Here is a 26,052-nt window from a genome sequence, read left to right on the forward strand (position 1 = left end):
GGTTGCGGGCGGTTTTTTGATCAGGCGCGGCGGATCGTGCAACCCGCCTTCAGGCCTGACGGGTGAGGCAACCCACCCTGCCGGGCTTAACGGCGCCAGCCGTCGTGGCCGCCGCCGTGCCAGCCGCCACCACCGCCATGCCAGCCGGGGCCGCCGCCATGCCAGCCGCCGTGATGACGGTTCCATTCCTGACGGCCCCAGTAGCGGCGGCCATCCCAATAACGATCGCCATGCCAGCCGATGATGATGGCCGGCGGCGGCGCATAGACCGGCGCCGGTTGATAGTACGCGGGCGGCGGCGGTGCATAAACGGGTGCGGGCGCATACATCGGCGCGCCGAGGTTGATACCGACACTGACGCCAGCCATTGCGGCGCCCGATACGCACAGTGCGGCCAGACCGGTCACGAGCGAAGCAACACGCAAGCTTTTCATGGAGTCCCCTTCCGGTGGTTTCATTGAGTGGTTTGACTATAACGACTCAGCCCGCGTCCGCATATTTCCACTTTGTAAGAACTGATGCGCGGAATCGCATGATCGGTGCATCGCTAACGTCTTGTTACATTTGACGGCGCAATGGCAACGACGATGCGGGGACGGCGGGGCATGGGCCGAACGCGGCGCGCGTATTGTAGCGGCGCTTCGTGAAACCGCGTCGGGAAGCCGCCTTGCGATACGGCCCGGCGGCGCGTGAATGCGGCGCAGCGGCACCGAATCGGGACGCACGGCGCGGGTAGTGATACCGCGCGATATGGCGCGACGACGCGGCATGGCGCCGCTGCGCGATCGGGCGACGACCGCGCCCGTCTCTCGTTGCGCGTTGCGCTCAGGTGTTGCGCGCGTTCACCAGCGCATCGATCTCGGCGGCAAGCGGCGCCGTGGCCGGCCCGAAGCGCGTGACGGCCAGCGCGGCGGCGGCGTTCGCGCGACGTGCCGCGGCGAGTGGTGCATGGCCCTGCGCGAGCGACGCCAGCAGCACGCCGGTATGCGCATCGCCGGCGCCGTTGCTGTCCACCGCCTCCACCTCGAACGCCGCCACGCGCGTCACCGCGCCGCCCGATGCGACGAGGCAGCCGTGCCCGGCATCGCGCACCAGCGTCAGCCCATCGTCGCGCAGCTGCGCGGCGATCGCGGCCAGCGCCGCCTCGGCCGTCGCGCAGCCGGTGTGGCGCAGCGCCTCCTCGCGGTTGCCGGTCCAGATCCGCGTGCGCCGCATCACGCGCGCGAGCAGCGCGGCGTCGATCGTATCGACCAGCGGCCCCGGATCGAACGCGACCGGCACCGCGTCGTCGAGCGATTCGAGCCAGCCCGCCAGCACCTCGCCCTTGTCGGGCAGGCACAGCGCGTAGCCCGACACGTACACCACGTCGTGCGGCGTGACCGCCAGCGCATCGAGCACCGCGCGTTCGAGCACGGCCTCCGCGCCGAGATGCGTGACGAACGTGCGCTCGGCGGTGGCGTCGACGATCGCGACGCATACGCCCGTATCGCGATCCGCCACACGCGGCGCGGCCAGCTCGACGCCCTCGGCGGCCAGCGCCTGTCGCGCCAGCTCGCCGAAGCGCCCGGTGCCGTGGCCGCCCGCATAGACGCAGGCCATGCCGCTGCGCCGCGCGGCGGCCAGCACGTTGAAGCCGCCGCCCACCTCGAAGCGCGCCTCGGAGGCCAGCACGTCGCCGCCCGGCGCCGGCAAGGCGCCCACGCGCATGATCAGGTCGACCAGCACCTGTCCGGTATGAATCAAGCGGGGAACCGCCGCCGTCATGTCGTGCGCTCCTGCAGGCTGCGCGTGCGACGCGCGCCGCCGAGCAGCGCGTACAGGCCGCCGCCCACCACGAACGTGACGACCCAGCCGAGCCCGTTGCGGCCGAGCCAACTGCCGGCGAACGGCCCGTGGAACCCATGCTCGCCGATCGACAGGAAGCAGGCCCCGAGCACGATCGCGATCGCCCACGCACCGAACGCGCGCCATTCGATGCCGCCGCGATACCAGTAGGCGCTGGCCGGGCTGACGTCGAGCAGCGCGTCGGCCCGGTAGCCGTCACGGCTGGCCAGATCGACGATGAAGATCCCCACCCACGCCGTGATCGGCACCGCGAGCAGCGAGATGAAACCGATGAACGGGCCGTAGAAGCTGCCCTCGATCAGCATGAAGTAGACCGAGCCGGTCGAGATCACCACGATGTCCACCACCACCGCCTGCACGCGCTTGACCTTGAGACCGAGCGTCAGCGTGGTCAGGCCGGCCGAATACACCGACAGATAGTTCGACAGCAGCAGCCCGCCGAACGCGGCGATCAGATACGGAATCGCCATCCAGTGCGGCAGCAGATCGCGGATCGCCGCGATCGGATCGGTGGCCGAGGCCAGCGTGTCGTTGCCGACCGACAGCAGCGCGCCGAGCGTGACCAGCAGCACCAGCGGAATGCCCGCGCCGAACGCGGCCGACGCCACCAGCGCGCCGCCCTTCACGTCGCGCGCCTGGTAGCGCGACATGTCGGCGCCCGCGTTGGCCCAGCCGATCCCGGTGCCGGCCGCGATCGTGCCGATGCCGATGATCACCGCGCTGGCCGGCGCCGGCGCGGCCGCGAACACGGCGTGCCAGTCGATCGACTGCGCGAGGAAGCCGGCCACGATCAAATTCAGCGCGCCGAACACCCATGTCGACCACTTCTGGATCACCAGCAAGGTGGCATGGCCGAGGCCCGACACCACCAGCGTGGCGGCCACGAAGATCGCGATGAACACCAGCGTCAGCACCGGCTCGGCTTTGGCGTCGGCCGACGAGCCGAACAGGATCGAGCACAGCGACAGCAGCACGTAGGCGCCGGTGGTGGTGTTGACGGTTTCCCAGCCGAGCCGCGACAGCAGCGAGACGATGGTCGGCCCGATGTTGCCGCGCACGCCGAACACCGCGCGCGACAACGTCAGGCTCGGCGCATGGCCGCGCCGGCCGGCGATCGAGATCACCCCGACCAGCGCGAACGAGCCCGCCGCGCCGATCACCGCCACCAGGATCGCCTGCCAGATCGCGAGATGCTGGAACGCCACCAGCGTCGCGCCGAGCGGCAGCCCGAGGATGCTGATGTTGGCGGCGAACCAGACCCAGAACAATTGCAGCGGATGGCCGCGACATTCCTCGTCGGGCACGGGTTCGATGCCGCGCGCTTCGATCTTGCCGGCGGACGCGGGTTTGCGGGACGAAGCCATCTGTCGATCTCCTGGGTCGGGTCATGAGGTGCGCCGCGGCCGGGCAAGGCAGGCGCGGCCGCGTGAATCAGCCGTATCAGCCGCGCGTGGCGCGCAGCGTCAGCAATTGCAGGCACAGGGCATCGAGATCGAGCGCGCTCACGCGCCGCATCGTCGCCACCGCCTCGGCCGGCAGCGCGTCGTAGCCGGCGCAGGCGCCGAGCATCGCGCCGAGCATCGCGGCGATCGTGTCGGTGTCGCCGCCGAGGCTGGCCGCCGTGGCGAGCGCCGCCTCGATGCCGGTGCCGTGGCGCGCGGCGTCGTGCGCGAGCGCGAACGCCGCGACCACCGATTCCTGCGAGGCCACCGAGGTGCCGACCACCTCGTAGAGCCAGTCCGCCAGCGGCGCGCCGGTCAGCGTCGCGCCGGCCTCGGCCACCCAGCGAAGGCGGGCGCCGATGCGCGCGCCGGCCACCCAGTAGCCGCGCGTCTCGCCCAGCTCGGCGAAGCGCGCGCCGGCCTCCAGCGCCTCGGCCAGCGTCGCGCCGGCGATGCCGGCCGACACGGCCGCCGCCACCGCCGCCGCGCTCGCCACGCCGAGCGTGGTGTGATGCGTGACGAGGCACGACGCGAGCACCGCGTCGACGAACGCCTGCGGGTCGTCGAGCGGCGTGGCGATGCCGACCGGCGTGACCCGCATCGCGGCGCCGTTGGTGGTGCCGAAGCGGCCCGCGAGCGCCACGTCCTCGCCGTCGACGATCGCCTGCGTGGCGCGCCGCGTCGACGGCCCGAGCAGGTCGAGCGAGCCGCGCGCCTTCATGTCGGCTTCCCAGGCGATCAGCCGCCGCGCGAATTCGAGCGGTGCGATCGCGCCCTGCCCGTCCACCAGCAACTGCGCGACCAGCACGGCCTGTTCGGTATCGTCGGTGATCGCGCCGGCCGGCATGTTCGGCGCGATCGGCTGATCGGGGCCGGCCTCCGTCAACTGCGTGATGCGGCCGAAGCGCGCGCGGATCGTCTCGCGGCTCAGCGCCTGGGTCGGCATCCCGAACGCATCGCCGAGCGCAAGGCCGTAGAACGCGCCGCGCGCGCGGTCGAGCCGGGCCGCATGGTTCGAATCGGCGGGTGCGGCAGCGGGTGCGGCGGGAGCAGCATCGGTACGGGAGATCGACATCAGAATTCCAGGTGAAGTGCAAAGTGGGCCGGGTCGAGCAGGCTGACGACGTACTCGATGATCCGGTCGTCGCGATCGCGCGTGAGCCGCCGCGAGCGCAGGAACGGCGTGCCGGCGCGGCGCTTGAGCAGCTTCGCGTCGTCCGCCGCCAGGCCGACCACCTCGGCCCATTGCTCGCCGTGATCGGCCACCATGCCGTGCTCGGCCAGCGTGCGGTTCAGCGAGCCGCCCACCAGCCCTTCGAGCGGCAGCGCGGCGAGATCGTCGGAGAACGGCAGGCGGCTGCGCTCCAGCGAAATATGCGTGGCCGCCTCGCCGGTCACGCGCATCCGGTCGATCGCCACGAAGCGCGGCTGCGCGAGCCCGAGTTCGGCGGCCAGCGCCTCGTCCTCGATGATCGCGATCTGCAGCAGCCGGGTTTGCGCGCTGCCGCCGGCCTGCTCCAGCGCCGTGGTCCAGCCGAGCGAGCCGTCGATGGTCTGCCCGTGGAACGTCACGAACGAGCCGATGCCGCCGCGCCGCGTGATCAGCCCGCTGGTGGTCAGCAGGTCGAGGCCCTTGCGCACGGTGTTGCGGCTCACCGCGAAACGCTCGACCAGTTCGCTCTCGCTTTCGAGCTGCTGGCCGTACGGCAGCCGCCCGCTCAGAATGTCGCGTTCGAGCGCCGCCGCGACCTTGTGTGCCTTGGAACGCCCGACGTCGGACGCCTTGGCCGAGTTACGCACCATCTTCAGTCTCCTGTCAGCACGCGCCGCGCCCGCGCACCGGCTCGTACCCGGCGGCGCGGATCGCGTCGCAAAAGGTACAAGTATGCACAGGTTTGATCGCGGACGGCGGCGCGAGGCGGATCGGCGGGCGGACATGGCGATGGGGGGCAGGGGCGGCGCGTTCAGAAACGGTGGACGATGCCGAGCTGCACGCCGCGCGCATCGGCGCCGGGATAGGCCAGCGGCAAGCCCGCGTTGGCCGATCCGGCCAGCCGGTACGACGCGTTGCCGCGGTTCTGCAGGAACGACAGCGTGCCGTACAGCGTGGTGCGCTTGGACATCGTGTAGGTGTAGAGCGCGGCGATCTGCCTGGCGTTCGCGCCCTGGCCCGTTTCGTCGTGCAGGTAGGTGCCGCCGAGCGAGACGGCTTGCGCGCCCGTCACCTGGTACAGCGCCGACACGCCGTAGATGTTCGCGTCGAGGCCGATGTCGGCCCACTTCGCGCCGGCCCAGCCCACGTACACGGTGGTCTTGCCGAGCTGATACGACGCGCCGGCTTCGGCCGTGCGGTCGAGCGTGCCGTTGTCGGCGCTGCGCACGGCCTGCGCCGCCGCGATCGCGGCAAACGCGCCGTGCGTGTAGGTCACGTCGGCCTGATAGCTGGCGCCGCCCGAGCGCAGGCCGCCCGCGTCGCCGAAGCCCACATACACGCTGAATTGCAGGCCCGACAGCAGCGGCGACGTATAGGACACCGTATTGCTGGTGCGCACCGCGTAGGTTTCCATGTTGCTGAAACCGGAGGCCTGGGTGGCCGCGCCGAACGCGTCGAGGCCGCCCTGATCGTTGAACAGCGGCGAATTCTGGCGGCCGACGCGCAGTTCGCCCCAGTCGCCGCCGAGGCCCACCCAGGCCTGCCGGTTGAACATCGAGCCGGCCGACGCGAAGCTGCCGTCGTTCGGGTTGAAGCCGTTCTGCAGATCGAAGCCGACGTAGTTGCCGCCACCGAGATCCTCATGGCCGCGCAGGCCGATCCGGCTCGCCCACTGCCCGGACGAGCCGATCGCGGCCGTATAGCCGCTACCCGTGTTCACGTACTGGAAGAACTCGTCGACGATGCCGTACAGCGTGACGCTGCTCGAATCGGCATGGGCGACGAGCGGCAGCACGCCGAGGGCGAGCGCGAACGCGAGGCGCGACAGACGGAAGGACATCGTGGAATCCCGGTCGGTTGAAAGCGGTCGCCGAAACGACTGGCCTGTTCCCATAAAAAGAACATGTAGGAACAGGCGCAAAATTAAGGTTCCAATTTGAACAAGTCAAGCGCGAATCGATAGGGGAAAACCTGTGGTGCGCGAGGCGCAGAGACGATGGCGGGAGATCGGAACGTGGTACGCAGTCATCTGCCCCGGCGGCAACCGGTATCTCGATCTTTCATACCCGACGGCCTGATAAGATGCATATCATTTACCTGTTATTGCCGATATCGCCTTCCCCAACCCATTCAGAGGACTCGCCATGCCACGTTCGCTTTCCACTGCCCTGACCCGCCAGCTCGGCATCGCGCTGCCGATCGTGCAAGGCCCGATGAACGGCGGTTCGCCGCCGGGCATGGTGGTGGCCGTGTCCAACGCGGGCGGCCTGGGCTCGATCGGCGCGGCCGGGTTCTCGCCCGAAGCGCTGCGCCAGCAGGTCGCGACGATCCGCGCCGGCACCGCGAAGCCGTTCGCGGTCAACCTGTTCGTGCTCGATACGCCCGCGCCCACCGAAGCCGCCGTGCAGCGCGCGCTCGCGCAACTGCAGCCGTTTCGCGACGAGCTCGGCCTCGCGCCGATGCAGCCGCCGGCCCGCTACAGCGAGGATTTTCGTGAGCAATTGGAAGCGCTGATCGACTTGAAGGTGCCGGTGGCCAGCTTCACGTTCGGCCTGCTCGACGCGGCCTCGGTCGAGCGGCTGCACGCGGCGGGCAGCTTCGTGATCGGCACGGCCACCAATGTGGCCGAGGCGCGCGCCTGGGAAGCCAACGGCGCCGATGCGATCTGCGCGCAGGGCGCCGAGGCCGGCGGCCATCGCGGCACCTTCCTCGGCCATCCCGACGCCAGCATGATCGGCACGCTCGCGCTGGTGCCGCAAATCGCCGACGCGGTGCGGCTGCCCGTGATCGCGGCGGGCGGCATCATGGACGGCCGGGGCGTCGCCGCCGCGCTGGTGCTCGGCGCGCAGGCCGCCCAGCTCGGCACCGCGTTCCTGACCAGCGCCGAATCGCCGATCCATGCCGGCTGGCGCGAGCGGATCCGCGAATCGACCGACACGTCCACTCGCACCACGCGCACCTTCTCGGGCCGACCGGCGCGCGGCATCGTCAACGAATTCATGCTGCGCATGGCCGAATACGAAGTGGAAGTGCCGGCATACCCGGTGCAGAACGCGCTGACGACCGAGATCCGCAAGGCGGCCGGCGCGGCCGATCGGCCTGAGTTCCTGTCGCTGTGGGCCGGTCAGGCGGCCGGCCTGAGCCGGCGGCGCGAGGCCGGCATTCCGGCCGCTGCGCTCGTGCAGGCGCTGGCCGAGGAAACGGCGGCGGCGTTCGGCTGAAGCCGGCGCGGGGGCCGGTGTTGCGGCTGCCACGCTCGTGCGTGCGCTGGCCGAGGAAACCACCGTGGCACCCGGCCAGTTCACGACGCGGCGCGCACGAGGCCGGCTCAGCGGCCTCTCCCCGCTAGCCTCTCCCATCCCCTTTCCCCTCCCGCCCCTCCCCCGCGCACCAGCGCCGCTCCCGCTGCCCGCCACGAACCGCAAGCGCGGCAGCGAGGGTTACCGCTTATGCAACTTTACGTATTGTTGTTGACACGTCTGACCATTAGTCTTGTGCGCGCCCGTGTACCCCGGCTCCAGGCGCCTGCCTGAGGCCGCGCGCCCGACTACGCATCCCGTCCAGAACAAACCGCCATCACGGAGGAGACCCCGGTGATCTCTCGCATTTCCCGTTTTTTCACGCAAATCGTCCATCGGGTCCTGCCCGACCCGCTGATCTTCGCGATCTTCCTGACCGTCGTCACGTTCGTGCTGGCGTTCTCGCTGACGCCCAAGCCGCCCGCCGAGCTCGTGCTGCTGTGGGGCAGCGGCTTCTGGAACCTGCTGGCCTTCACCATGCAGATGGCGCTGATCCTCGTGACCGGCCACGCGCTGGCCAGCTCCGGGCCGGTCAAGCGCCTGCTGGTGGCGCTCGCCAGCGCCCCGAAAACCCCGGCCGGCGGCGTGATGCTGGTGGCCTTCGTGGCGTCGGTGGCCTGCGCGATCAACTGGGGCTTCGGCCTGGTGCTCGGCGCGATGCTGGCGCGCGAGGTCGCGCGGCGCGTGCGCGGCTCCGACTACCGGCTGCTGGTCGCCTCGGCCTACATGGGCTTCCTGACCTGGCACGGCGGCCTGTCCGGCTCGGTGCCGCTGGTGGCGGCCACCAAGGGCAATCCGATGGAGAAGGTGATCGGCCTGATCCCCGTCTCGCAGACCATCTTCACCGGCTACAACGCGTTCATCACGATCGGCCTGATCGTGCTGCTGCCGTTCCTGGCGCGGATGATGATGCCGAAGCCGCATGAGGTGGTGTCGATCGATCCGAAACTGCTCGAGGAAGAGCCGAGCTTCGAGCGCAAGCTCGGACCGGGCGCGAGCTGGGCCGAGCGGATGGAGGAAAGCCGCCTGCTGTCGCTGCTGGTGGCGGTTCTGTGCGTGGTGTTCCTGGTGATCCGCACCCGCGCCAAGGGCTTCATGCTCGACATCGACACCGTCAACCTGGTGTTCCTGGCCGCGGGCCTCGTGCTGCACAAGACGCCGATGGCCTATGCCCGCGCGATCGGCGCAGCCGCGCGCGGCGCCGGTGCGATCATGATCCAGTTCCCGTTCTACGCCGGCATCCAGGCGCTGATGGATCATTCGGGGCTTGCCGGCGTGATCACCAAGTGGTTCGTCGACATCGCCAACGTCCACACCTTCCCGCTGCTGGCGTTCCTGAGCTCGGCCGTGATCAATTTCGCGGTGCCGTCGGGCGGCGGCCACTGGGTCGTGCAGGGGCCGTTCGTGATGCCGGCCGCGCAGGCGCTCGGCGCCGATCTCGGCAAGTCGGCGATGGCGATCGCCTACGGCGAGGCCTGGACCAACATGGCGCAGCCGTTCTGGGCGCTGCCCGCGCTCGCGATCGCCGGGCTCGGCGTGCGCGACATCATGGGCTATTGCGTGACGGCGCTGCTGTTTTCGGGCGCGGTGTTCATTGCGGGGATCTATCTGTTCTGAGTGGCCCCCGGGCCGGGTGATGTCCTGCGCGACAGAGGCGATCGCCTCGCCCGGCCCGATGAATTGATCCGAACCGACCGGCGGGCTCGCCGGTCGGGCAGGCGCCGAGGCCTCGCGACGGCAACGCCCCCCGGCTTCCAGTTGCTTTGGCGCTTGTCGGCTGCTTTCCGGCTGCCCGTCCGGTGCTTGCCAGTGCTTGCCAGTGCTTTCGGCAGCTTGCTGCCGGCTCTTGTCGGTGCTCGTGGGCAACTTGCCGCCGGCATCCTGCGCCCCGGCCCCTTTCTCCCCCTCCTGCCCCTTCCCGCCCCATTTCCCCCCGCCACATCCGGCCCGGTCGCCCGCCGCCTCGCCATCAAACAAATTGACGGCGCTTTTGCCGTCATCTCGCGGCTTGGCCGCGAGCCGGCGCCCACGATAATTTGACAATCGATAACTATGTGCCGCCACCATGCCCAGCACGCTTGACTCCCTCGCGCGCGCGGTCGAGAAGCTCTCGTCCGACAGGTTCGACCCCGCCGTATTCGCGGAAACCGGCGTGTTCGTGATGCGCAATGCGATCCCGGCCGACGTGATGCGCGGCTGGCAGGCCGCCTGGCGCGAGTTCTACGACGCCCGGCTGCGCGAAAGGCGCGATGTGAGCCGCCGCAACCCCGTGTCGCTGACCGAGGACTTGCCCGACGCACTCGCCCACATGTACCGCGAGCCGGTGTTCGCCGACACGGTCAAGCAGATCTTCGGGCCGCACGTGGCGCTCTACAACCATCGCTTCGTGATCAAGGATCAGTTCAGCCCGGCCAGCGTGTTCCTGCACCAGGACAGCTGCTACCACCTCGGCAACCTGAACAAGTGCAGCCTGTTCGTGGCACTGAGCGAGGTCAACGAGGCCAACGGTGCGATGAGCTTCTACCCCGGCTCGCACCGGCTCGGCGTGCTCGGCGACGCCGGCGAGATCGACCCCGACGCGTTCGACATCCAATGGCCGAAAATCACGCCCGAACTGGCGCCCGGCGATTTCGTCGTGATGAACAGCTCGGTGTGGCACGAGTCCAGCCCGAACACCTCGGGCGTCGACCGGATCCTCGCCGACACGATCGTGCAACCGGCCGACGATCCGACCGGCATCGACCTGCTGTGCGGCGAATGGCAGACCGACATCTTCTATTCGCACCAGAACCATATCCGGTACTTCAAGAATTCACGTATCCACAAGCTGATCAAGTACGAGAAAGAACGCAACGCGGGCTGAGCGCACGTCGGGCCCTCCCTTACACGACAACGATCTGAGAGACCTCATGGCTCCCCAATCCAATACCACGCAGTCACGCCCTTCGGGAATGAGCCATATCCGTCCGACGCAATTGTTGTCGATTCCCGACGACCATCCGGAGGAGATCCGCTTCTTCATGCCGCCCGCGCAAGGCGCCGGCTCGCTGACGTCGCTCGAATCGATCGTGCTGCTCAAGCTGATGCGCGTGGTCGAACCGGCCCGGCTGTTCGAATTCGGCACCTACAAGGGCTACACCACCCGGCTGCTGGCCGAGAACCTGACGCCGCACGACGCCCAGGGTGAACGCATCTACACGCTCGACCTGCCCGATCTCGACGACGTGGCGTTCCAGGGCGACGATCGCCATCTCGCCAACGAAGCGCTCGGCTTCGAGCGCAAGTATCTGAAATCGTCGAACCGTCATCTCGTCAAGCAGGTATTCCAGGATTCGATGAAGCTCGACCCGGCGCCGTACGCGGAACAGTTCCAGTACGTCTTCATCGACGCCAATCACGAAGTCAACTACGTCCGCAAGGACACCGAGAACGCCCTGGTGATGCTGGCCCCGGAAGGCCGCGCCTGCATCGCCTGGCACGACTACGGCAATCGTCAGTTCCCCGAACTGACGCAATACCTCGACGACCTCGCTCACGACATGCCGCTGTATCACGTCGAGAACACCATGATCGTGTTCCATCTTCGCGATGTCGCCGTGCCGGAACGCAAGACCCCACCCAACCCAGCCTCGTGACGCACAGGCAAGCAGCCCGCAACGACAGGTAACCCCATGGCCATTCCTTCGCAATTCGACAACGACACCTTCTCGCTGGCGCGCGACCACCTCGCCGCCTTCGTGCGGCGCACCGCGCAGAAGCTCGCCGGCGAGCCCGGCCGCCTGCTGGAAGTCGGCCCGCAGGATCGCACCTTCGTGCGCGAGTGCTTCGGCAACTTCGCGGTCGACACGTTCGACGTGGTGGATACCTACGCGCCCGACATCGTCGGCGACATCACCCGCCCGAACGTGCAGATCGCCGACAGCACCTACGACTGCGTGGTCTGCATGGAAGTGATCGAGCACACGCTCAATCCGTTCGAGGCAGTCAAGGAAATCCGGCGCGTGCTGCGCCACGAAGGCTGGCTGCTGATTTCCGCGCCGCTGAACTGGCGCATTCACGGGCCGACGCCCGATTGCTGGCGCATCACCGAGCACGGCTGGAACGCGCTGCTGCGCGACTTCGATATCGTCGAGATCGACATCCTCGAATCGCCGGGCCGCGAGTTGTTCCCGATCCGCTACAACGTGCTGGCGAAGTGCAACAAGTTCAAGCAGAGCAAGGACAGCGACCTGACGTTCCGCTGGATCTGAACGGGGGAACGGGACGGGCGACGCCTGGCGCAACCCTTCGCGACACGTCACAATACCGGCGACGTCACGCAAGCGAAGGAGAACGCCTCTTGGATGCCCTCACCCCCACCCTCCCGCCGCTGGGCCAGCAGTTCGCCTTTCTCGCCGAGCTGGACAAGCTCAAATCCGTGCTGCGGCAATCGCCGCTCGTCAATCGCACCCGCAAGGAAAATTCGGCCGAGCACTCGTGGCATCTGGCGATGTTCGCGATGACGCTCGCGCCGCAGTACGCCGATGGCGCCGACGTCATGCACGTGGTGAAGCTGCTGCTGGTGCACGACATCGTCGAGATCGACGCGGGCGATCACCCGTTCCATGCGCCCGGCGCGGGCGCGAACGACATCGAGGCGCAGGAGCACGAAGCAGCCGCGCGCATCTTCGGGCTGCTGCCCGAGGCGCAGGGCGCGGCGCTGCGCGCGCTATGGGAAGAATTCGAGGCGGCGCGAACGCCCGAGGCAATCTTCGCCAAGGCGCTCGACCGCCTGCAACCGCTGCTGATCAACACGCTGACCGACGGCGGCACCTGGCGCGAAAACGGCATCACCGAGCAGCAGGTGATCGAGCGCTACGGCCCGGTCATCGCGCGCGGCTCGCCGGCGCTGTGGGACGCGGCCCGCGAGCGCGTGCGCGCGCATTTCGCCACCCGCTGAACGCGCCCACGTCGGCCATCGCGCATTAGCCCTTCGGCCTGGCGCGATACAGCCCGATCACCGACGAGAAATCCAGCCCCCCGCTGCCCCCGGCGCTGTGCGCCTGGTACAACTGCTGCGCGAGCGCACCCAGATACGCCGGCTGCCGCACCGATTTCGCGGCGTCGGTGGCCAGGCCCAGATCCTTCAGCATCAGGTCCGTGCCGAAACCGCCGCTGTAGCCGCGCGAAGCCGGCGCCGTCTCCACCACGCCCGGGAACGGGTTGTAGGTGTCCGAGCTCCAGCAGCGCCCGGTGGAGCTGTCGACGATGCCGGCCAGCACCTTCGGATCGATGCCGAGCGCCTCGCCGAGCGCCATCGCTTCCGACACGCCGGCCATCGTGATGCCGAGGATCAGGTTGTTGCAGATCTTCGCCACCTGCCCCATCGACACGCCGCCGCACGGCACGATATTGCGTCCCATCGCGGCCAGCAACGGCTTGAGCGCATCGAATTGCGCGCCCGCCGCGCCGACCATGAACGTCAGGGTGCCGGCCGTCGCGCCGCCGGTGCCGCCCGACACGGGCGCATCGACGAAGCCGTTGCCGCGCGCGGCGGCGGCCTGCGCCATCGCCTTGACGGTGGCCGGATCGATCGTGCTGCAATCGACGATCGTCACGCCCGGCGCGATCCCCGCCAGCACGCCGTCCTCGGCGCCGATCACGTGACGCACGTGCGCGGCCGCCGGCAGCATCGTGATCACGCATTCGACATCGCTCGCGGCATCCTTCGGCGATGCCGCCGCGCGCGCGCCGGCACCGGCCAGCGCCTGCACCGCCGCCGCGTCGAGGTCGAACACGCGCAGCGCGTGCCCGGCCTTCAGCAGATTGCGCGCCATCGGCGCACCCATGTTGCCCAGCCCGATGAATCCGATCTTCATGATGTGCGGTCCTCGTGCGGGTTCAGCGCAGGCTGATGGTGGTGTTCACGCCGTCGTTGACGGTGGCGTCGTCGAACCAGCGCGCGGTGACGGTCTTGGTCTGCGTGTAGAACTGCACGACCTGCTTGCCGTACGGGCCGAGGTCGCCGAGCTTCGAGCCGCGCGAGCCGGTGAAGCTGAAGAACGGCACCGGCACCGGAATCGGGATGTTGATGCCCACCTGGCCGACGTCGATCTCGTTCTGGAACTTGCGCGCCGCCGCGCCGCTCTGCGTGAACAGGCCCACGCCGTTGCCGAACGGATTGGCATTGACCAGCGCGATCGCCTCGTCGAGCGTGTCGGCGGTCAGCACCACCAGCACCGGCCCGAAGATTTCCTGCGTGTAGATGCGCATGTCGGTCTTCACGTCGGTGAAGATCGTCGGGCCGACGAAGTTGCCGTCGGCGTAACCGGGCACCTTCACGTCGCGGCCATCGAGCAGCAGCGTCGCGCCTTCCTGCACGCCCGATTCGATCAGCTCCAGGATGCGCGCCCGGGCCGCCTTCGACACCACCGGCCCGACGTCGGTGCCGGCCTCGTGGCCGGCGTTGACCTTCAGCGTGCGCGCCTTGGCCGCGAGGTCATGCACCCAGTCGCGCGCGGCGCCCACCAGCACCACCACCGAGGTGGCCATGCAGCGCTGGCCGGCCGCGCCGAAGCCCGCGCCGGCCAGCGCGTTGAGGGTTTGCTCGCGGTTCGCGTCGGGCAGCACCACGGCGTGATTCTTCGCGCCCATCATCGATTGCGCGCGCTTGCCGTGCTCGCTGGCGAGCCGGTACACGTGCGTGCCGACCGCCGTCGAACCGACGAACGACACGGCCTGCACATGCCGGTGCGTGCACAGCGCATCCACCGCCTGCTTGCCGCCATGCACCACGTTCAGCACGCCCTTCGGCACGCCGGCCTCGATCGCGAGCTTGACCAGCTCCATGGTGGACAGCGGGTCCTGCTCCGACGGCTTCAGCACGAACGTGTTGCCGCACACGATCGCCATCGGGAACATCCACAACGGGATCATCGCCGGGAAGTTGAACGGGGTGATGCCGGCGCACACGCCGATCGGCTGGCGCAGCGTGTAGGTATCCACGCTGCCAGCCACGTTCTCGGCGAATTCGCCCAGTTGCAACGTGCCGATCGAGCACGCGTGCTCGACCACTTCGAGGCCGCGGAAGATGTCGCCTTCGGCATCGGGCAGCGTCTTGCCCTGCTCGGCCGTCAGCACCGCCGCGATACGCGACATGTGCTCGCGCACCAGCGCCTGGAAGCGCAGCATCACGCGCAGCCGCGTGCCGAGCGGCGTGTGCCGCCAGGTGGCGAACGCGGCGTGTGCGGCCTCGATGGCCGCGTCGATCTCGCCGGCCGTGGCGAACGGCACGCGCGCCAGCACCTGCTGGGTGGCCGGGTTGACGATGTCGCGCCACTCGGTGCTGGTCGATTCGACGAATTCGCCGTTGATCAACAGCGGCACGTTCGGCACGCCTGCTACGTTATCCTGAATGACTGCATTCATGTTCGACTCTCTGCGGTTGCCGATGCGAGCGCCTCGACGGGTCGGGCGCTGCGCACCGGGTAAATGGATGGGGTTATTCCTTGCCGTCGCGCAGGCATAGCGCGCAGGCAATCGCGATCGCGCCGAGCACGACCATGTAGGCCACCACGTAGCGCGGGTTGCCGCCGCCCGCGGCGAGCAGCGCGGTGGCGATCATCGGCGCGATGCCGCCGCCCAGCACGCCGGCCGCCTGCACCGACACCGAAATGCCGCTGTAGCGCACCTGCGCCGGGAACTGCGCGGCGAAGAACTGCGATTCGGGCGCGTAGAGGATCGGGAACACCACGCCCACGCCGAGCACCATCGCCCACCACACGGCCAGGGCGTGGCGCGTTTCGAGCATCAGGAAGAACGGCGCGGCGAACAGGCACATCACCACCAGCCCGATCACGAACAGGCGCTTCTGCCCGATCACGTCGCTCAGGTAACCCGACAGCGGCATCGTGACGATCGACAACGCCGCGCCGGCGGTGATCGCGTGAAGGATCTGCGCTTTCGGAATCGACAATTGATTGGCCGCATAGGACAGCGCGAACGCCACCACCAGATAGAACCAGGTGTTCTCGGCGGTGCGCGCGCCGATGATGGCGAGCAGCGCACGCGGGTGACGCACGATCACCTCGGCCACCGGCGATTTCACGCGCGCGCCTTCCTGCTTGAGCTTTTCGAAATCGGGCGACTCGGGCACGCGGGTGCGGATATACCAGCCCACGATCAGCAGCACCACGCTGGCCAGGAACGGCACGCGCCAGCCCCACGACAGCAGCGCCGGCTCGGGCAGCGCCGCGACGATCGCCATCGCGCTCGACGACAGAATCAGCCCGAAGCCCACGCCTGTTTGCGGCAGGCTGCCGAACAGCCCCTTCTTGCCCGGCGGCGCATGTTCGACCGCCATCAGCGCCGCGCCACCCCACTCGCCGCCCACCGCCATGCCCTGAATGAAACGCATCGTCACCAGCAGCCCGGCGGCCCAGTAACCGATGCTCTGAAACGACGGGATCAGGCCGATCGCGATGCTCGGAATGCCCATCATCAGCAGCGTGGCCATCAGCATCGACTTGCGGCCGATCTTGTCGCCGAAGTGGCCGAACACGATGCCGCCCATCGGCCGGCCGATGAAGCCCACGCCGTAGGTGGCGAATGCGGCCAGCGTGCCGAGCACCGGGTCGAGCGTGGGGAAGAAAACCTTGTTGAAGACAAGCGCGGCGGCGGTGCCGTAGAGAAAGAAGTCGTACCACTCGATGGTGGTGCCCGCCATGCTGGCCCAGCCAGCCACGACGTAATCCTTCGCGGACCGGCGCGTGGCCGGTGGCGCCGCGGCGGCGGTCGAATGCAGTTCCATGTTGTCTCCGGTGTTCTTGTCCAATGAGGGGAATCCCTATTGCGCGTCGCACTTTGCGGCGACGTCCCGGCGAGTATAGTTCTTTGATTTTCCACACGAAATACCGCTAATAACCCATCCGTTATGCAAAAATCCACAAGCGAAATGCGTCGGATCAACTGGGACGATCTGCGTTATTTCCTGGCCGTCGCCCGGCTGCAAACGGCCAGCGCGGCGGCGCGCCGGCTCGGCGTCGACCACACCACGGTGGCGCGGCGCGTGCGCGAGCTGGAGGCCTCGCTGGAGGCGGTGCTGTTCGAGAAATCGCGGGCGGGGGGCTTCGTGCTGACCTCGGAAGGCCAGCGGCTGCTGACCTATGCCGACGAGATCGAAAGCGCCGTGCAGTTGGCGGGGGAGCAATTCAAGGGCGGGGCGAACCTGCTGTCGGGGCACGTGCGGATCGGCTCGACCGAGGGCTTCGGCTCGTTCTTTCTCGCGCCGCAACTGGCGCATTTCGCGCGGGCGCATCCGGAGATCTCGATCGACCTGCTGCCGGTGCCGCACTTCGTCAGCCTGTCGAAGCGCGAGGCCGACCTGGCGATCGTGCTGGAGCGCCCCGAGCGCGGCCAGTACGTGCACACCAAGCTGTGCGATTACCGGTTGCAGTTGTACGGCACGCAGGCCTATTTGCAGCATCACCCGGTGTCGCCCCGGCTGGCCGACCTGCGCGAGCACGCATTCCTGAACTACGTGACCGACCTGGTGTTCAGCCCCGAGCTGCTGTACCTGGAGCGCACGGTGCCGGGCGCGGGCGCCAACCTGTCGACCACCAGCATCGTCGCGCAATACCACGCGGCGCTGCAGGGCACCGCGCTTGCGATCCTGCCCTGCTTCATGGCCGAACCCGATCCGCGCCTGATCCCGGTGTTCCCGGGCGAAGTCTCGATCACGCGGCACTTCTGGCTGTGCTGCCGCGAGGACATCCGCAACCTGCGGCGGATCTCGGCGCTGTGGGATTTCCTGCGCGATTCGGCCGTGCTCAATCGCACGTTCCTGCTCGGCCAGACGCCGGAGATGAAGTTCGCGGCGCTCTGAAGACGGGCCATGCGGACCTTGCCTGCCGCGCTCACGCTTGCCACGCGCCGAAAGATGTTGTATGTAATCCAAACGATCCAGACAGCCGCATCGCGCTCATGAGAAAGTCCAGACAGGAAACCGCCGAAACCCGCCAGCGCATCGTCGAAGCCGCCTCGCGCAAGTTCCGCGAGAACGGCATCGAGAGCACCGCGCTCAGTGACGTGATGGCCGAGGCCGGCCTCACGCACGGCGGCTTCTACAAGCACTTCGCCTCGAAAGACCAGATGGTGGTGGAATCGCTCAAGCTCGCCACGCAGAACGCGCGCGAGCACATGGCGGTCACGCTCGACGGCGCGCCGGGCAAACGCGGCCTCGACGCCACCATCGACCGCTACCTGTCCGCGCTGCACCTGGGCGGCAGTTGCAGCGAATGCGCGCTGGTCTCGCTGGCGAGCGAACTGGTGCGCGCCAGCGACGACGTGCGCAACGCCGCCGCCGACAGCACGATCGCGCTGATCGACCTGTTCGCGAGCCACCTGACCGACCTGAGCCCGGCCGCGGCGCGCAAGAAGGCCACGGTGATCGTCTCGACGATGATCGGCGCGCTGACGGTCGCGCGCCTCGTCAACGACGAGGCGCTTGCGGCCTCGGTGCTGCGCGAGGCGCGCAAGGCGCTTCAGCAGCCCTGAGGCAATCGACCGGCCTAGGCCGGGTCTCGGTCCGTCAACCGGCGGCCGACGCCGCCGGCTTCGGCAAGCCGCCCGATGACGACGCCGGCGCCGCCGCGTCCGCCGTCTGCCCGGTCGCCCATCCCCCACCCAAGGCCCGGAACACCGACACGGCCGCCCGCGCCGAATCGGCACGCGTCGCATCGAGATCGTCGCGCGCACTCAGCAGTTGCCGGTCGGCGTCGAGCACGTCGGTCAGCGTGATCGCGCCGGCCTTGTACGCCTTCTCCGAAAGATCGCGCGCGCGCGTGAGCGACACCACCTCGGCATCGAGTTCGCCCTGCCGCAGTTGCGTCTGCGTCAGCGTCACGAACGCGTTCTCGACATCCTCGGCCGCCTTCAGCACGGTCTGCCGATAAACAGCGAGCGCCTCCGCGTTCGCGCCGCGCGCCGACGCGACCTCGGCGTCCACCTTGCCGAAATCGAACAGCCGCCAGCGCAGCCCGGCCGTCACGGCCGGCTGGAACGCGCGCGCCGTGAACAACTGCCCGGCGTTGATGCTGTCGAAGCCGAGCAGGCCCGAGATCGACAGCTTCGGGTAGTAGTCCGACAGCGCCGCGCCGATCCGCTCGTTCGAGGCGGCCAGCCGGCGCTCGGCCGCGATCACGTCGGGCCGGCGGCGCAGCACGTCGGTGGGCGTCGCGCTCGCATCGACCGACGGAATACCCGGGATCTCGCCCGCCACCGCGAGCTGGCTCGCGTAGGTGCCGGGTTGCGCGCCCATCAGGATGTCGAGCCGGTTCAGTTGCGCGACGAGATTGGTCTGCAGCGTCGGGATCAGCGCGCGCGCCTGCCGCAGCAACGCGTCGGCCTGCGCGATCTCGCGCTCGTCGGCCGCGCCCGCACGGCGGCGCGCCTTCACGAGATCGAGCAGATGCGTATCGGTCTGCACCTGATCGTTGGCCACCGCGAGCCGCGCCTGGTAGCCGCGCACCTGGAGGTACGCATCGGCCGCATCGGCGGCCACCGTGACGCGCGTGCCGAGCCGGTCCGCCTCGGCCGCCTGCGCCTCGTTCGCCGCTGCCGACGCGTTGCGGCGCAGGCCGCCCGCCAGATCGATTTCCCAGCTCGCCGCCGCGCCGAGCGTGTATTCGCGCTGGCTGCGGCTGTAGCCGGGGAACGCCTTCGCGAGCGAGCCGGTGGGGCTCAGTTCGCTCTGGTGCTGGTCGCTCGCCGAGCCGTCGAGATCGACGGTCGGCAGCAGCGCGGCGCCCGCCGCGGAGGCCGCGGCGCGCGCCTGCCGCACCCGCGCGAACGCGGCGGCCAGGTCCAGGTTCTGCGCCAGCGCGCGATCGACGATCGACACCAGCACCGGATCGTGGAAGCCGGTCCACCAGCTGTCGAGCGCGGCGCTCGATGCGGGCGATGCGCCGGATTCCGCCTGCTTCGGCGCATGCTCGAACGGCACCAGCGTGTCGACCGGCGCGTGGTAATCGGGGCCGACCGCGCAGCCGGCCAGCGCGAACAGCAACGCCCCGGCGGCGGCAATCGCCGGCACGCGCGACGGGCGCGCCGCGCGCCAGGGTTTGGACGGCGACATCATGCTTCCTCCTTGCGACCGAACCAGGCTTCTTTCTTCTTCTGGCCGAAGCGGCGAATGAATACGTAGAACGCCGGCGTGAACAGCAGGCCGAAGCCCGTCACGCCGAGCATCCCGAACAGCACCGCGGTGCCGAGCGATTGCCGCATCTCCGCGCCCGCGCCGGTGGCCACGGCCAGCGGTGCGACGCCGAGAATGAACGCGAACGAGGTCATCAGGATCGGACGCAGGCGGGTACGCGCCGCATGCACGGCCGCCTCCGCCGCGTCCACCCCTTCGTCCTCCTTCTGTCTGGCGAACTCGACGATCAGGATCGCGTTCTTGGCCGCCAGCCCCACCAGCACCACGAAGCCGATCTGCGCCAGGATGTCGATCGGCATGCCGCGAATCGACAGCCCCGTGACCGACGCCAGAATGCACATCGGCACGATCAGCACGATCGCCAGCGGCAGCTTCCAGCTTTCGTACTGCGCCACCAGCACCAGGAACACGAACAGCGCGGCCGCGCCGAACACCACCAGCGTCGGCGTGCCCTTTTGCTGCTGCTGATAGGCCAGATCGGTCCATTCGAACGAGATGCCCTGCGGCAGCACGTCGTGCGCCAGTTCCTCCATGCGATGCAGCGCCGTGCCGGTGGCCACGCCCGGTGCGGCCGCGCCCTGCACTTCGGCGGCCGGATACAGGTTGAAGCGCGGCACGCGGTACGGCACGGTGCGATCCTCGAACGTCGCGACCGAGCCGATCGGCACCATCTCGCCGGCCTGGTTGCGGGTCTTGAGCCGCCCGATGTCCTCGCCGCTGTGGCGGAAGCTGCCGTCGGCCTGCACGATCACTTCGTAGGTCCGCCCGAGGTAGTTGAAGTCGTTCACGTACTGCGAACCCAGATAGACCTGCAGCGTCGAGAACACGTCGGTGGGCGTGATGCCGAGCTTCTGCGCCTTGACGCGATCGATATCCGCGAACACCGACGGCGAACCTGCGTTGTACAGCGTGAACACGCCGGCGAAATGCGGATCCTTGTTGGCCGCCGCCACCAGCGATTTGGCCGCCTTCACGAGCGCGTCCGGCCCGAGGCCCGCGCGATCCTCCAGCATCATCTTGAAGCCGCCCGCGCTGCCGAGGCCCTGCACCGGCGGCGGCGGGATCGTCAATACGTAGGCATCCTTGATGACCGACAGCCGGCGGCGCAGGTCGGCCAGCACGGTGCCGGCGGTGACGCCCGGCAGCGAGTGGTTGTAGAGCGACGGCAGGCCCGTAAACACCGTGCCCGAGTTCGAGGCGACCGTCAGCGTGGTCGCGTCCAGCCCGACGAACGGCGCCGCGTGCTCGATGCCCTTGGTGGACAGCGCGATGTCCGTCACCTGCCGCACCACCTTCTCGGTGCGTTCGAGCGAGGCGCCCGGCGGCAACTGGACGATGGTGATCAGGTAGCCCTGGTCCTGCTCGGGAATGAAGCCGGTGGGCGTGCGCGAGAACTCGACGCCGGCCACCGCGATCAGCGCGACATAGATCGCCAGCATCACCGTCAGACCGCGCACCAGCCGCCGCGTGAGGTTGCCGTAGCCGAACGAAATCCGGTCGAAGCCGCGGTTGAAGCTGGCGAAACCCGACTCCAGCATCCGCGAGACACGGCCCTTCGGCGCCGCTTCATGGCCCCCTTCATGGCCGGCCTGATGCGACTTGAACAGCACCGCGCACAGCGCCGGGCTCAACGTCAGCGACACGAAGCACGAGATCACCGTGGACGCCGCGATGGTCACCGCGAACTGCCGGAAGAACAGCCCCGAGATGCCCGAGATGAACGCCGACGGCACGAACACCGCGCACAGCGTGAGCGCGATCGACAGCAGCGCGCCGCCGACCTCGTCCATGGTGCGGTGCGCGGCCTCCACGGCCGACATGCCGGCGCGCATGTTGCGCTCGACGTTCTCGACCACCACGATCGCATCGTCCACCACGATCCCCACCGCCAGCACCAGCCCGAACAGCGAGAGGTTGTTCAGCGAGATGCCGAACGTCGCGAGCACGATGAACGAGCCGAGCAGCGACACCGGAATCGCCACCACCGGAATGATGGTCGCGCGCCAGTTCTGCAGGAACACGAACACCACGCCCACCACCAGCAGGATCGCGACGAAAATCGTCGTGATCACCTCGTCGACCGACTTGCCGATGAAGATCGTCGGGTCGTAGATGATCTGGTAATCGACGCCGGCCGGGAATTCCTTCTTGAGCCCTTCCATCGCGCCGAGCACCTCGTGCTCGACGGCCAGCGAGTTCGCGCCCGGTTCGGCGTAGATCAGCATCGCGGTGGCGTCGTCGCGATCCTTGAACGAGGTCGCGCCGTAATCGGCCGCGCCCACCTCGACGCGCCCGACGTCGCGCAGGTGCGTGACGCGCCCCTGCGGATCGGATTTCAGCACGATGTCGCCGAACTGCTCCGGCGTGGACAGCCGGCCCAGCGCCTCGACGTTGATCTGATAGGCCGAGCCGGTCGCCACCGGCGGCTGGTTCAGGATACCGGCCGACACCTGCACGTTCTGCGCGCGCAGCGCGGCCAGCACCTCGCTCGCGGTCAGGTCGTGCGCGGCCGCGCGATCGGGATCGATCCAGATCCGCATCGCGTATTCGCGCGCGCCCTGGATCTGCACGTCGCCCACGCCCTGCAGCCGCGCGAGCGTGTCCTTCACGTGCAGCGTCGCGTAGTTCGACAGGTAGAGCGTGTCGTGCGAGTGGTTCGGCGAGTACAGGTGCACCGCCAGCAGGATGCTCGGCGTGGACTTGCGCACCTGCACGCCGAGCCGCTGCACGTCTTCCGGCAAGCGCGGCAGCGCGTCCTGCACGCGGTTCTGCGTCAGCATCTGCGCGACGTTCAGGTCGGTGCCGATGCGGAACGTGACCGTCACCGTGAGCTGGCCGTTGCCGGTGGACTGGCTGCTCATGTAGAGCATGTTCTCGACGCCGTTGATCTGCTGCTCGAGCGGCGTCGCCACGGTGCGCGCGATCGTGTCGGCCGAGGCGCCGGGGTACGAGGTGGTGACCTGCACCGTGGGCGGCACGATCTCCGGATACTGCGCGACCGGCAGCACGAACATCGCGCCGAGCCCGATCAGCGTCAGGAACGCGCTGACCACCGTCGCGAAGCGCGGGCGGTCGATGAAGAAATGGGCGATTCTCATGACGTCGCCCCCTTATTGCGGCTGGGCCGCGTAGCTGATGGTGCCGTCGTGCGGCTTCACCTTCGAGCCGGGCGCCGCGAACGGCAGGCCGTCGATGATCACGCGATCGCTGTCGGTCAGGCCCGAGCGGATCACGCGCAGGCCGCCGCGCACCTCGCCCGGCTCGACCTGCTTGGGCACCACCGTGCCGTCCGCCGCCACCGTCAGCACGATGTGCTCGGACTGGTTCGGCAGCACCGACGCGTCGGGCACCAGCAGCGTGGGCGCCGGATGCGTGACGGCCACCCGCACGCGCGAGAACTCGCCGGGCGTGAAGCGGCCGTCGGCGTTCGGCACCGTGGCGCGTGCGTGGAGCGTGCCGCTGGAGCGGTCGAGCACGTTGTCGACGAAATCGAGCGTGCCCTGGCGGTCGTAGTTCGTCGAGCCGCCCGAGGCCAGCTCCACGCGGTCGGCCGGCAGGCCGGCGACGTTGCCGCGATAGCGCTGGAACGCTTCGTAGTCCGACTCGCTCATGTCGAAATCGAGGTAGATCGGATCGAGCGAGACGATCGTGGTGAGCAGCGTGGTCGGGCTGGCCGCATAGCGGCTGCCGGCGATCAGGTTGCCGACCGACACCTGGTGCCGGCCGATGCGGCCGGTAAACGGCGCGACGATGCGGCAGTGGTCGAGGTCGAAGCGCGCGTCGCGCACCTGCGCGTCGGCGTCGTCGAGCGTGGCCTGCGCGGCGTGCAGCTCGGAAGTGCGCTGCTCGGTGTTCTGCTGGGTGCCGGCTTCGGCGCTCTGCAATTGCTGCGCGCGCGCCAGTTCCTGCTTGGCCAGCACCAGCCGCGCGGCCGCCGTCTGCTGCTGCGCCTTGGCCTGCGTGTAGCGGATTTCGTAGGGAACCGAATCGATCGTAAACAGCAGGTCGCCCTTGTGGACCACCGCGCCGTCGCGGAAGTGGATGCCCGTCAGCGTGCCGCCCACCTGCGCGCGCAGCTCCACCTGATCGACCGCCGAGAATTGGCCGAGGAAACCGAGCCGCGTATCGAGATCGCGCACCAGCGGCCGGCTGACCGTCACGTCGTGCGGCCCCATCGGCGCGGCGGCGGCCGTACCCGCGCCGCCCTGCTGCGCATGATGGAACCACAACCCGCCGCCGATCACCACGATCGCGACCGCGATCGCCACGGCCCGCGCGCGCCGCTTCGGCCCGCCATTGCGGCCGCCGTCCACGTGCGCGCCGTCTTCGTCCAGTCTTGTCTTCGTATCCACTGCTTCACCCTGGAAAGCGTTGCGCCCGGCATCGTGCGCATGCGAACGAACCGGGCGATGTCGGCGCCGCGTAACCCCACCCGGCGGCCGGCCTCATTTTGGATGTCTATCGACATCCAAGTTGCGTTAGATTACCCATAACATCCAAATGATCAAGCACGACGAAATGACGAGGCACGGCGCTGCCTCGCGCGAATGGGCGCAAACGCATGCTGGATGGGGATCTGCGGGATTGTTCTAGGCTGTCGGCTACTGAATTCAGGCGCGACGCACAGCGGGTTTCACGAGAAAAGGCAGGAATACGAAAGGAAAATGGAAGCTTTGCCAGGTAAAGACGGGCGAAACATCTTAGGAAATTAATTTTCGTCGCGTACAGTGATGGCCCGGCTTACCCGTGCCGCCGCTCCACTCCACGCCGATCACCGATGTCCCGTCTTCCGCCTCATATCGCTTCGCTTCGACTCGTCATCATCTGCGGAATCCTGACGATCTTCCCCGCTCTGTCGATCGACCTCGGCCTGCCCGGCTTCGCCAGCATCGCAACCATGTTCTCGATGCCGATCGAGCGCGTGTCGCAAACCCTGAGCTTCTTCTTTTTCAGCTTCTCGGTGTCGCCGCTGATCTACGGGCCGCTGTCCGACCGGATGGGGCGCCGCCCGGTGCTGCTGTTCGCCTGCGTGGTGTACACGTTCGCGAGCGTGCTGGCCACGCTGTCGACCTCGTTCGACATGCTGCTGGTGTGCCGGCTGTTGCAGGGCACCGGCGCCGGCGCGGCCTCGGTGCTGGCGATCACGGTGATCCGCGATCAGCGCAGCGGCGACGAAGCGCGCCAGTTGCTGTCCTACGCCGCCGTGGTGCGGATCATCGGGCCGACCACCGCACCCACGCTCGGCAACCTGCTGCTGATGTTCGGCAACTGGCGGTGGATCTACGGCTTCATGGCGCTCGGCGGCTTCCTGATGCTGCTGATCGTGGCGCGCGAGCTGCCGGAATCGTCGCATGCGAAGCTCGCGCGCGCCGACGGCCACAGCGCGAAGCTCGGCGGCCTGCACGGCCTGACGCCGTCCGACGCCGCGCCCGCGCGCCGCTCGGTGCTGGCCGACTACCGGCAGTTCCTGACCGACAAGACCAGCCTGTCATACGCGCTGATCATCGCGCTGACGTTCTCCAGCCACTTCTCGTACATCACCGGCTCGCTGTACGTGTTCATCGACGTGCTGCATGTGTCGACCACGCTGTATGGCCTGCTGTTCGCCGTGATGGCGCTGTGCCTGATGCTCGGCTCGTTCATCAGCGCGCGGCTCGGCAAGCACGGCGTGCCCGGCGAGTGGGTGCTGGCCGCCACGCTGGCGGTATCGGTGGCATCGCCGCTGACGATGCTGTCGCTGTCCGCCGGCCATCGGCTCGACGTGACCGTGCTGACGCTGCTGCTGTCGCTGAACACCACCTGCCTCGGCATCCTCACGCCGATCGCGCAGCAAGGCGCGATGGAACGTGCCGCGCAGTTCGCCGGCACGGCTTCCGCGCTGATGAACGCCTTGATGACGGGGATGGGTGCCTGCGCCAGCTATATCGAGGGCGTGCTGCTGACGCGTTTTCCCGAATCGCCCGCGCTTGTCATGAGCACGCAGATGGCGCTGTGCTGCATCGGCGGCGCGGCGATTTTCCTGCTGGGAATCCTGCCGGCGGCGCAGCGGCGGCGCACCGCCTGAGCGCGCCCGGCGCGGGCCACGCGCTCAGGCCGGCCCGCGCGCGGGGCCGGCGGTAC

General features: G+C 68.6%; 21 protein-coding genes. 9 read left to right on the forward strand and 12 right to left on the reverse strand.

The annotated features are described in order from the left end of the window. Positions 1–86: 86 nt before the first annotated feature. The 6 genes from AB4850_RS25340 to AB4850_RS25365 all read right to left on the reverse strand — a co-directional run bounded on the left by AB4850_RS25340 (position 87) and on the right by AB4850_RS25365 (position 6,280). A complete protein-coding gene (locus AB4850_RS25340; RefSeq protein ID WP_414442228.1) occupies positions 87–434 on the reverse strand; it encodes a hypothetical protein in 348 nt (115 codons plus the stop codon). Positions 435–825: 391 nt separating this feature from the next. Further along, positions 826–1,743: a PfkB family carbohydrate kinase gene (locus tag AB4850_RS25345; protein WP_414442229.1), complete on the reverse strand. Its 918-nt coding sequence runs from the start codon at positions 1,741–1,743 to the stop codon at positions 826–828. Between the two features lie 17 nt (positions 1,744–1,760). Further along, entirely contained in the window at positions 1,761–3,209 is a 1,449-nt protein-coding gene (locus tag AB4850_RS25350) for a purine-cytosine permease family protein (RefSeq protein WP_414442230.1), read from the reverse strand. 76 nt (positions 3,210–3,285) lie between these two features. Next, the gene (locus AB4850_RS25355) at positions 3,286–4,362 is read right to left on the reverse strand and encodes an ADP-ribosylglycohydrolase family protein (RefSeq protein WP_414442231.1); all 1,077 of its coding nucleotides are present in this window, start codon (positions 4,360–4,362) and stop codon (positions 3,286–3,288) included. Beyond that, positions 4,362–5,090, reverse strand: a complete 729-nt coding sequence (locus AB4850_RS25360; RefSeq protein WP_414442232.1) for a GntR family transcriptional regulator — start codon at positions 5,088–5,090, stop codon at positions 4,362–4,364. The genes AB4850_RS25355 and AB4850_RS25360 overlap by 1 nt, the downstream gene beginning before the upstream one ends. Before the next feature lie 161 nt (positions 5,091–5,251). After that, the gene (locus AB4850_RS25365; RefSeq protein ID WP_414442233.1) at positions 5,252–6,280 is read right to left on the reverse strand and encodes a porin; all 1,029 of its coding nucleotides are present in this window, start codon (positions 6,278–6,280) and stop codon (positions 5,252–5,254) included. 304 nt (positions 6,281–6,584) lie between these two features. Here AB4850_RS25365 and AB4850_RS25370 point away from each other — a divergent pair, with 304 nt between their 5' ends. The 6 genes from AB4850_RS25370 (at position 6,585) to AB4850_RS25395 (ending at position 12,678) form a co-directional block, all read left to right on the forward strand. Further along, complete coding sequence (locus AB4850_RS25370; protein ID WP_414442234.1) at positions 6,585–7,661, forward strand: NAD(P)H-dependent flavin oxidoreductase; 1,077 nt, start codon at positions 6,585–6,587, stop codon at positions 7,659–7,661. Positions 7,662–8,033: 372 nt separating this feature from the next. Beyond that, positions 8,034–9,356, forward strand: coding sequence for a TIGR00366 family protein (locus AB4850_RS25375; RefSeq protein ID WP_414442235.1), 1,323 nt, complete (start codon positions 8,034–8,036; stop codon positions 9,354–9,356). A gap of 448 nt (positions 9,357–9,804) precedes the next feature. Continuing rightward, positions 9,805–10,602: a phytanoyl-CoA dioxygenase family protein gene (locus tag AB4850_RS25380; protein WP_414442236.1), complete on the forward strand. Its 798-nt coding sequence runs from the start codon at positions 9,805–9,807 to the stop codon at positions 10,600–10,602. An 88-nt stretch (positions 10,603–10,690) separates the two neighbouring features. Next, positions 10,691–11,374 carry a class I SAM-dependent methyltransferase gene (locus AB4850_RS25385; protein WP_414442237.1) on the forward strand — a complete coding sequence of 228 codons (684 nt, stop codon included), beginning with the start codon at positions 10,691–10,693 and terminating at the stop codon, positions 11,372–11,374. Positions 11,375–11,410: 36 nt separating this feature from the next. Further along, positions 11,411–11,989, forward strand: coding sequence for a class I SAM-dependent methyltransferase (locus AB4850_RS25390; protein WP_414442238.1), 579 nt, complete (start codon positions 11,411–11,413; stop codon positions 11,987–11,989). Positions 11,990–12,078: 89 nt separating this feature from the next. Next, the gene (locus AB4850_RS25395) at positions 12,079–12,678 is read left to right on the forward strand and encodes an HD domain-containing protein (protein ID WP_414442239.1); all 600 of its coding nucleotides are present in this window, start codon (positions 12,079–12,081) and stop codon (positions 12,676–12,678) included. Between the two features lie 25 nt (positions 12,679–12,703). Here the strand turns inward: AB4850_RS25395 and mmsB are convergent, their stop codons facing one another. From mmsB to AB4850_RS25410, 3 genes are all read right to left on the reverse strand, one after another. Next, the gene (gene mmsB / locus AB4850_RS25400; protein ID WP_414442240.1) at positions 12,704–13,597 is read right to left on the reverse strand and encodes a 3-hydroxyisobutyrate dehydrogenase; all 894 of its coding nucleotides are present in this window, start codon (positions 13,595–13,597) and stop codon (positions 12,704–12,706) included. A gap of 22 nt (positions 13,598–13,619) precedes the next feature. Then, a complete protein-coding gene (locus AB4850_RS25405) occupies positions 13,620–15,146 on the reverse strand; it encodes a CoA-acylating methylmalonate-semialdehyde dehydrogenase (protein WP_414442241.1) in 1,527 nt (508 codons plus the stop codon). A 73-nt stretch (positions 15,147–15,219) separates the two neighbouring features. Further along, positions 15,220–16,527, reverse strand: a complete 1,308-nt coding sequence (locus AB4850_RS25410) for an MFS transporter (RefSeq protein WP_414442242.1) — start codon at positions 16,525–16,527, stop codon at positions 15,220–15,222. A 123-nt stretch (positions 16,528–16,650) separates the two neighbouring features. Between AB4850_RS25410 and AB4850_RS25415 the strand changes: the two genes are divergently transcribed. After that, on the forward strand, positions 16,651–17,601 hold the full coding sequence (locus tag AB4850_RS25415) for a LysR family transcriptional regulator (protein ID WP_414442243.1): 951 nt from the start codon (positions 16,651–16,653) through the stop codon (positions 17,599–17,601). A 98-nt stretch (positions 17,602–17,699) separates the two neighbouring features. Then, entirely contained in the window at positions 17,700–18,272 is a 573-nt protein-coding gene (locus AB4850_RS25420) for a TetR/AcrR family transcriptional regulator (protein ID WP_414442244.1), read from the forward strand. A 34-nt stretch (positions 18,273–18,306) separates the two neighbouring features. Here AB4850_RS25420 and AB4850_RS25425 read toward each other — a convergent pair whose 3' ends face one another. Genes AB4850_RS25425 through AB4850_RS25435 form a run of 3 tightly spaced genes read right to left on the reverse strand, consistent with a single transcriptional unit; the run spans position 18,307 to position 24,284 of the window. Then, positions 18,307–19,851 (reverse strand): efflux transporter outer membrane subunit, encoded by a 1,545-nt coding sequence (locus AB4850_RS25425; RefSeq protein WP_414442245.1) that lies wholly within the window; start codon positions 19,849–19,851, stop codon positions 18,307–18,309. Then, positions 19,851–23,030: an efflux RND transporter permease subunit gene (locus tag AB4850_RS25430; protein WP_414442246.1), complete on the reverse strand. Its 3,180-nt coding sequence runs from the start codon at positions 23,028–23,030 to the stop codon at positions 19,851–19,853. Before AB4850_RS25430 ends, AB4850_RS25425 begins: the two co-directional genes overlap by 1 nt. Positions 23,031–23,042: 12 nt before the next feature. Beyond that, positions 23,043–24,284, reverse strand: coding sequence for an efflux RND transporter periplasmic adaptor subunit (locus AB4850_RS25435; protein ID WP_414442247.1), 1,242 nt, complete (start codon positions 24,282–24,284; stop codon positions 23,043–23,045). Positions 24,285–24,709: 425 nt separating this feature from the next. Here AB4850_RS25435 and AB4850_RS25440 point away from each other — a divergent pair, with 425 nt between their 5' ends. Further along, positions 24,710–25,996: an MFS transporter gene (locus tag AB4850_RS25440; RefSeq protein ID WP_414442248.1), complete on the forward strand. Its 1,287-nt coding sequence runs from the start codon at positions 24,710–24,712 to the stop codon at positions 25,994–25,996. Positions 25,997–26,052: the final 56 nt, after the last annotated feature.

Source organism: Burkholderia sp. 22PA0106, from assembly GCF_047497155.1.
In the GTDB taxonomy this organism is placed as follows: domain Bacteria; phylum Pseudomonadota; class Gammaproteobacteria; order Burkholderiales; family Burkholderiaceae; genus Burkholderia.

What these genes read in the sequence shown, in the direction of transcription:
- AB4850_RS25340 (WP_414442228.1), bottom strand. Translation starts at nt 434, where the DNA reads ATGAAAAGCTTGCGTGTTGCTTCGCTCGTGACCGGTCTGGCCGCACTG.
- mmsB (WP_414442240.1), bottom strand. Translation starts at nt 13,597, where the DNA reads ATGAAGATCGGATTCATCGGGCTGGGCAACATGGGTGCGCCGATGGCG.
- AB4850_RS25350 (WP_414442230.1), bottom strand. Translation starts at nt 3,209, where the DNA reads ATGGCTTCGTCCCGCAAACCCGCGTCCGCCGGCAAGATCGAAGCGCGC.
- AB4850_RS25365 (WP_414442233.1), bottom strand. Translation starts at nt 6,280, where the DNA reads ATGTCCTTCCGTCTGTCGCGCCTCGCGTTCGCGCTCGCCCTCGGCGTG.
- AB4850_RS25360 (WP_414442232.1), bottom strand. Translation starts at nt 5,090, where the DNA reads ATGGTGCGTAACTCGGCCAAGGCGTCCGACGTCGGGCGTTCCAAGGCA.
- AB4850_RS25410 (WP_414442242.1), bottom strand. Translation starts at nt 16,527, where the DNA reads ATGGAACTGCATTCGACCGCCGCCGCGGCGCCACCGGCCACGCGCCGG.
- AB4850_RS25420 (WP_414442244.1), top strand. Translation starts at nt 17,700, where the DNA reads ATGAGAAAGTCCAGACAGGAAACCGCCGAAACCCGCCAGCGCATCGTC.
- AB4850_RS25390 (WP_414442238.1), top strand. Translation starts at nt 11,411, where the DNA reads ATGGCCATTCCTTCGCAATTCGACAACGACACCTTCTCGCTGGCGCGC.
- AB4850_RS25405 (WP_414442241.1), bottom strand. Translation starts at nt 15,146, where the DNA reads ATGAATGCAGTCATTCAGGATAACGTAGCAGGCGTGCCGAACGTGCCG.
- AB4850_RS25385 (WP_414442237.1), top strand. Translation starts at nt 10,691, where the DNA reads ATGAGCCATATCCGTCCGACGCAATTGTTGTCGATTCCCGACGACCAT.
- AB4850_RS25425 (WP_414442245.1), bottom strand. Translation starts at nt 19,851, where the DNA reads ATGTCGCCGTCCAAACCCTGGCGCGCGGCGCGCCCGTCGCGCGTGCCG.
- AB4850_RS25430 (WP_414442246.1), bottom strand. Translation starts at nt 23,030, where the DNA reads ATGAGAATCGCCCATTTCTTCATCGACCGCCCGCGCTTCGCGACGGTG.
- AB4850_RS25355 (WP_414442231.1), bottom strand. Translation starts at nt 4,362, where the DNA reads ATGTCGATCTCCCGTACCGATGCTGCTCCCGCCGCACCCGCTGCCGCA.
- AB4850_RS25370 (WP_414442234.1), top strand. Translation starts at nt 6,585, where the DNA reads ATGCCACGTTCGCTTTCCACTGCCCTGACCCGCCAGCTCGGCATCGCG.
- AB4850_RS25415 (WP_414442243.1), top strand. Translation starts at nt 16,651, where the DNA reads ATGCAAAAATCCACAAGCGAAATGCGTCGGATCAACTGGGACGATCTG.
- AB4850_RS25380 (WP_414442236.1), top strand. Translation starts at nt 9,805, where the DNA reads ATGCCCAGCACGCTTGACTCCCTCGCGCGCGCGGTCGAGAAGCTCTCG.
- AB4850_RS25440 (WP_414442248.1), top strand. Translation starts at nt 24,710, where the DNA reads ATGTCCCGTCTTCCGCCTCATATCGCTTCGCTTCGACTCGTCATCATC.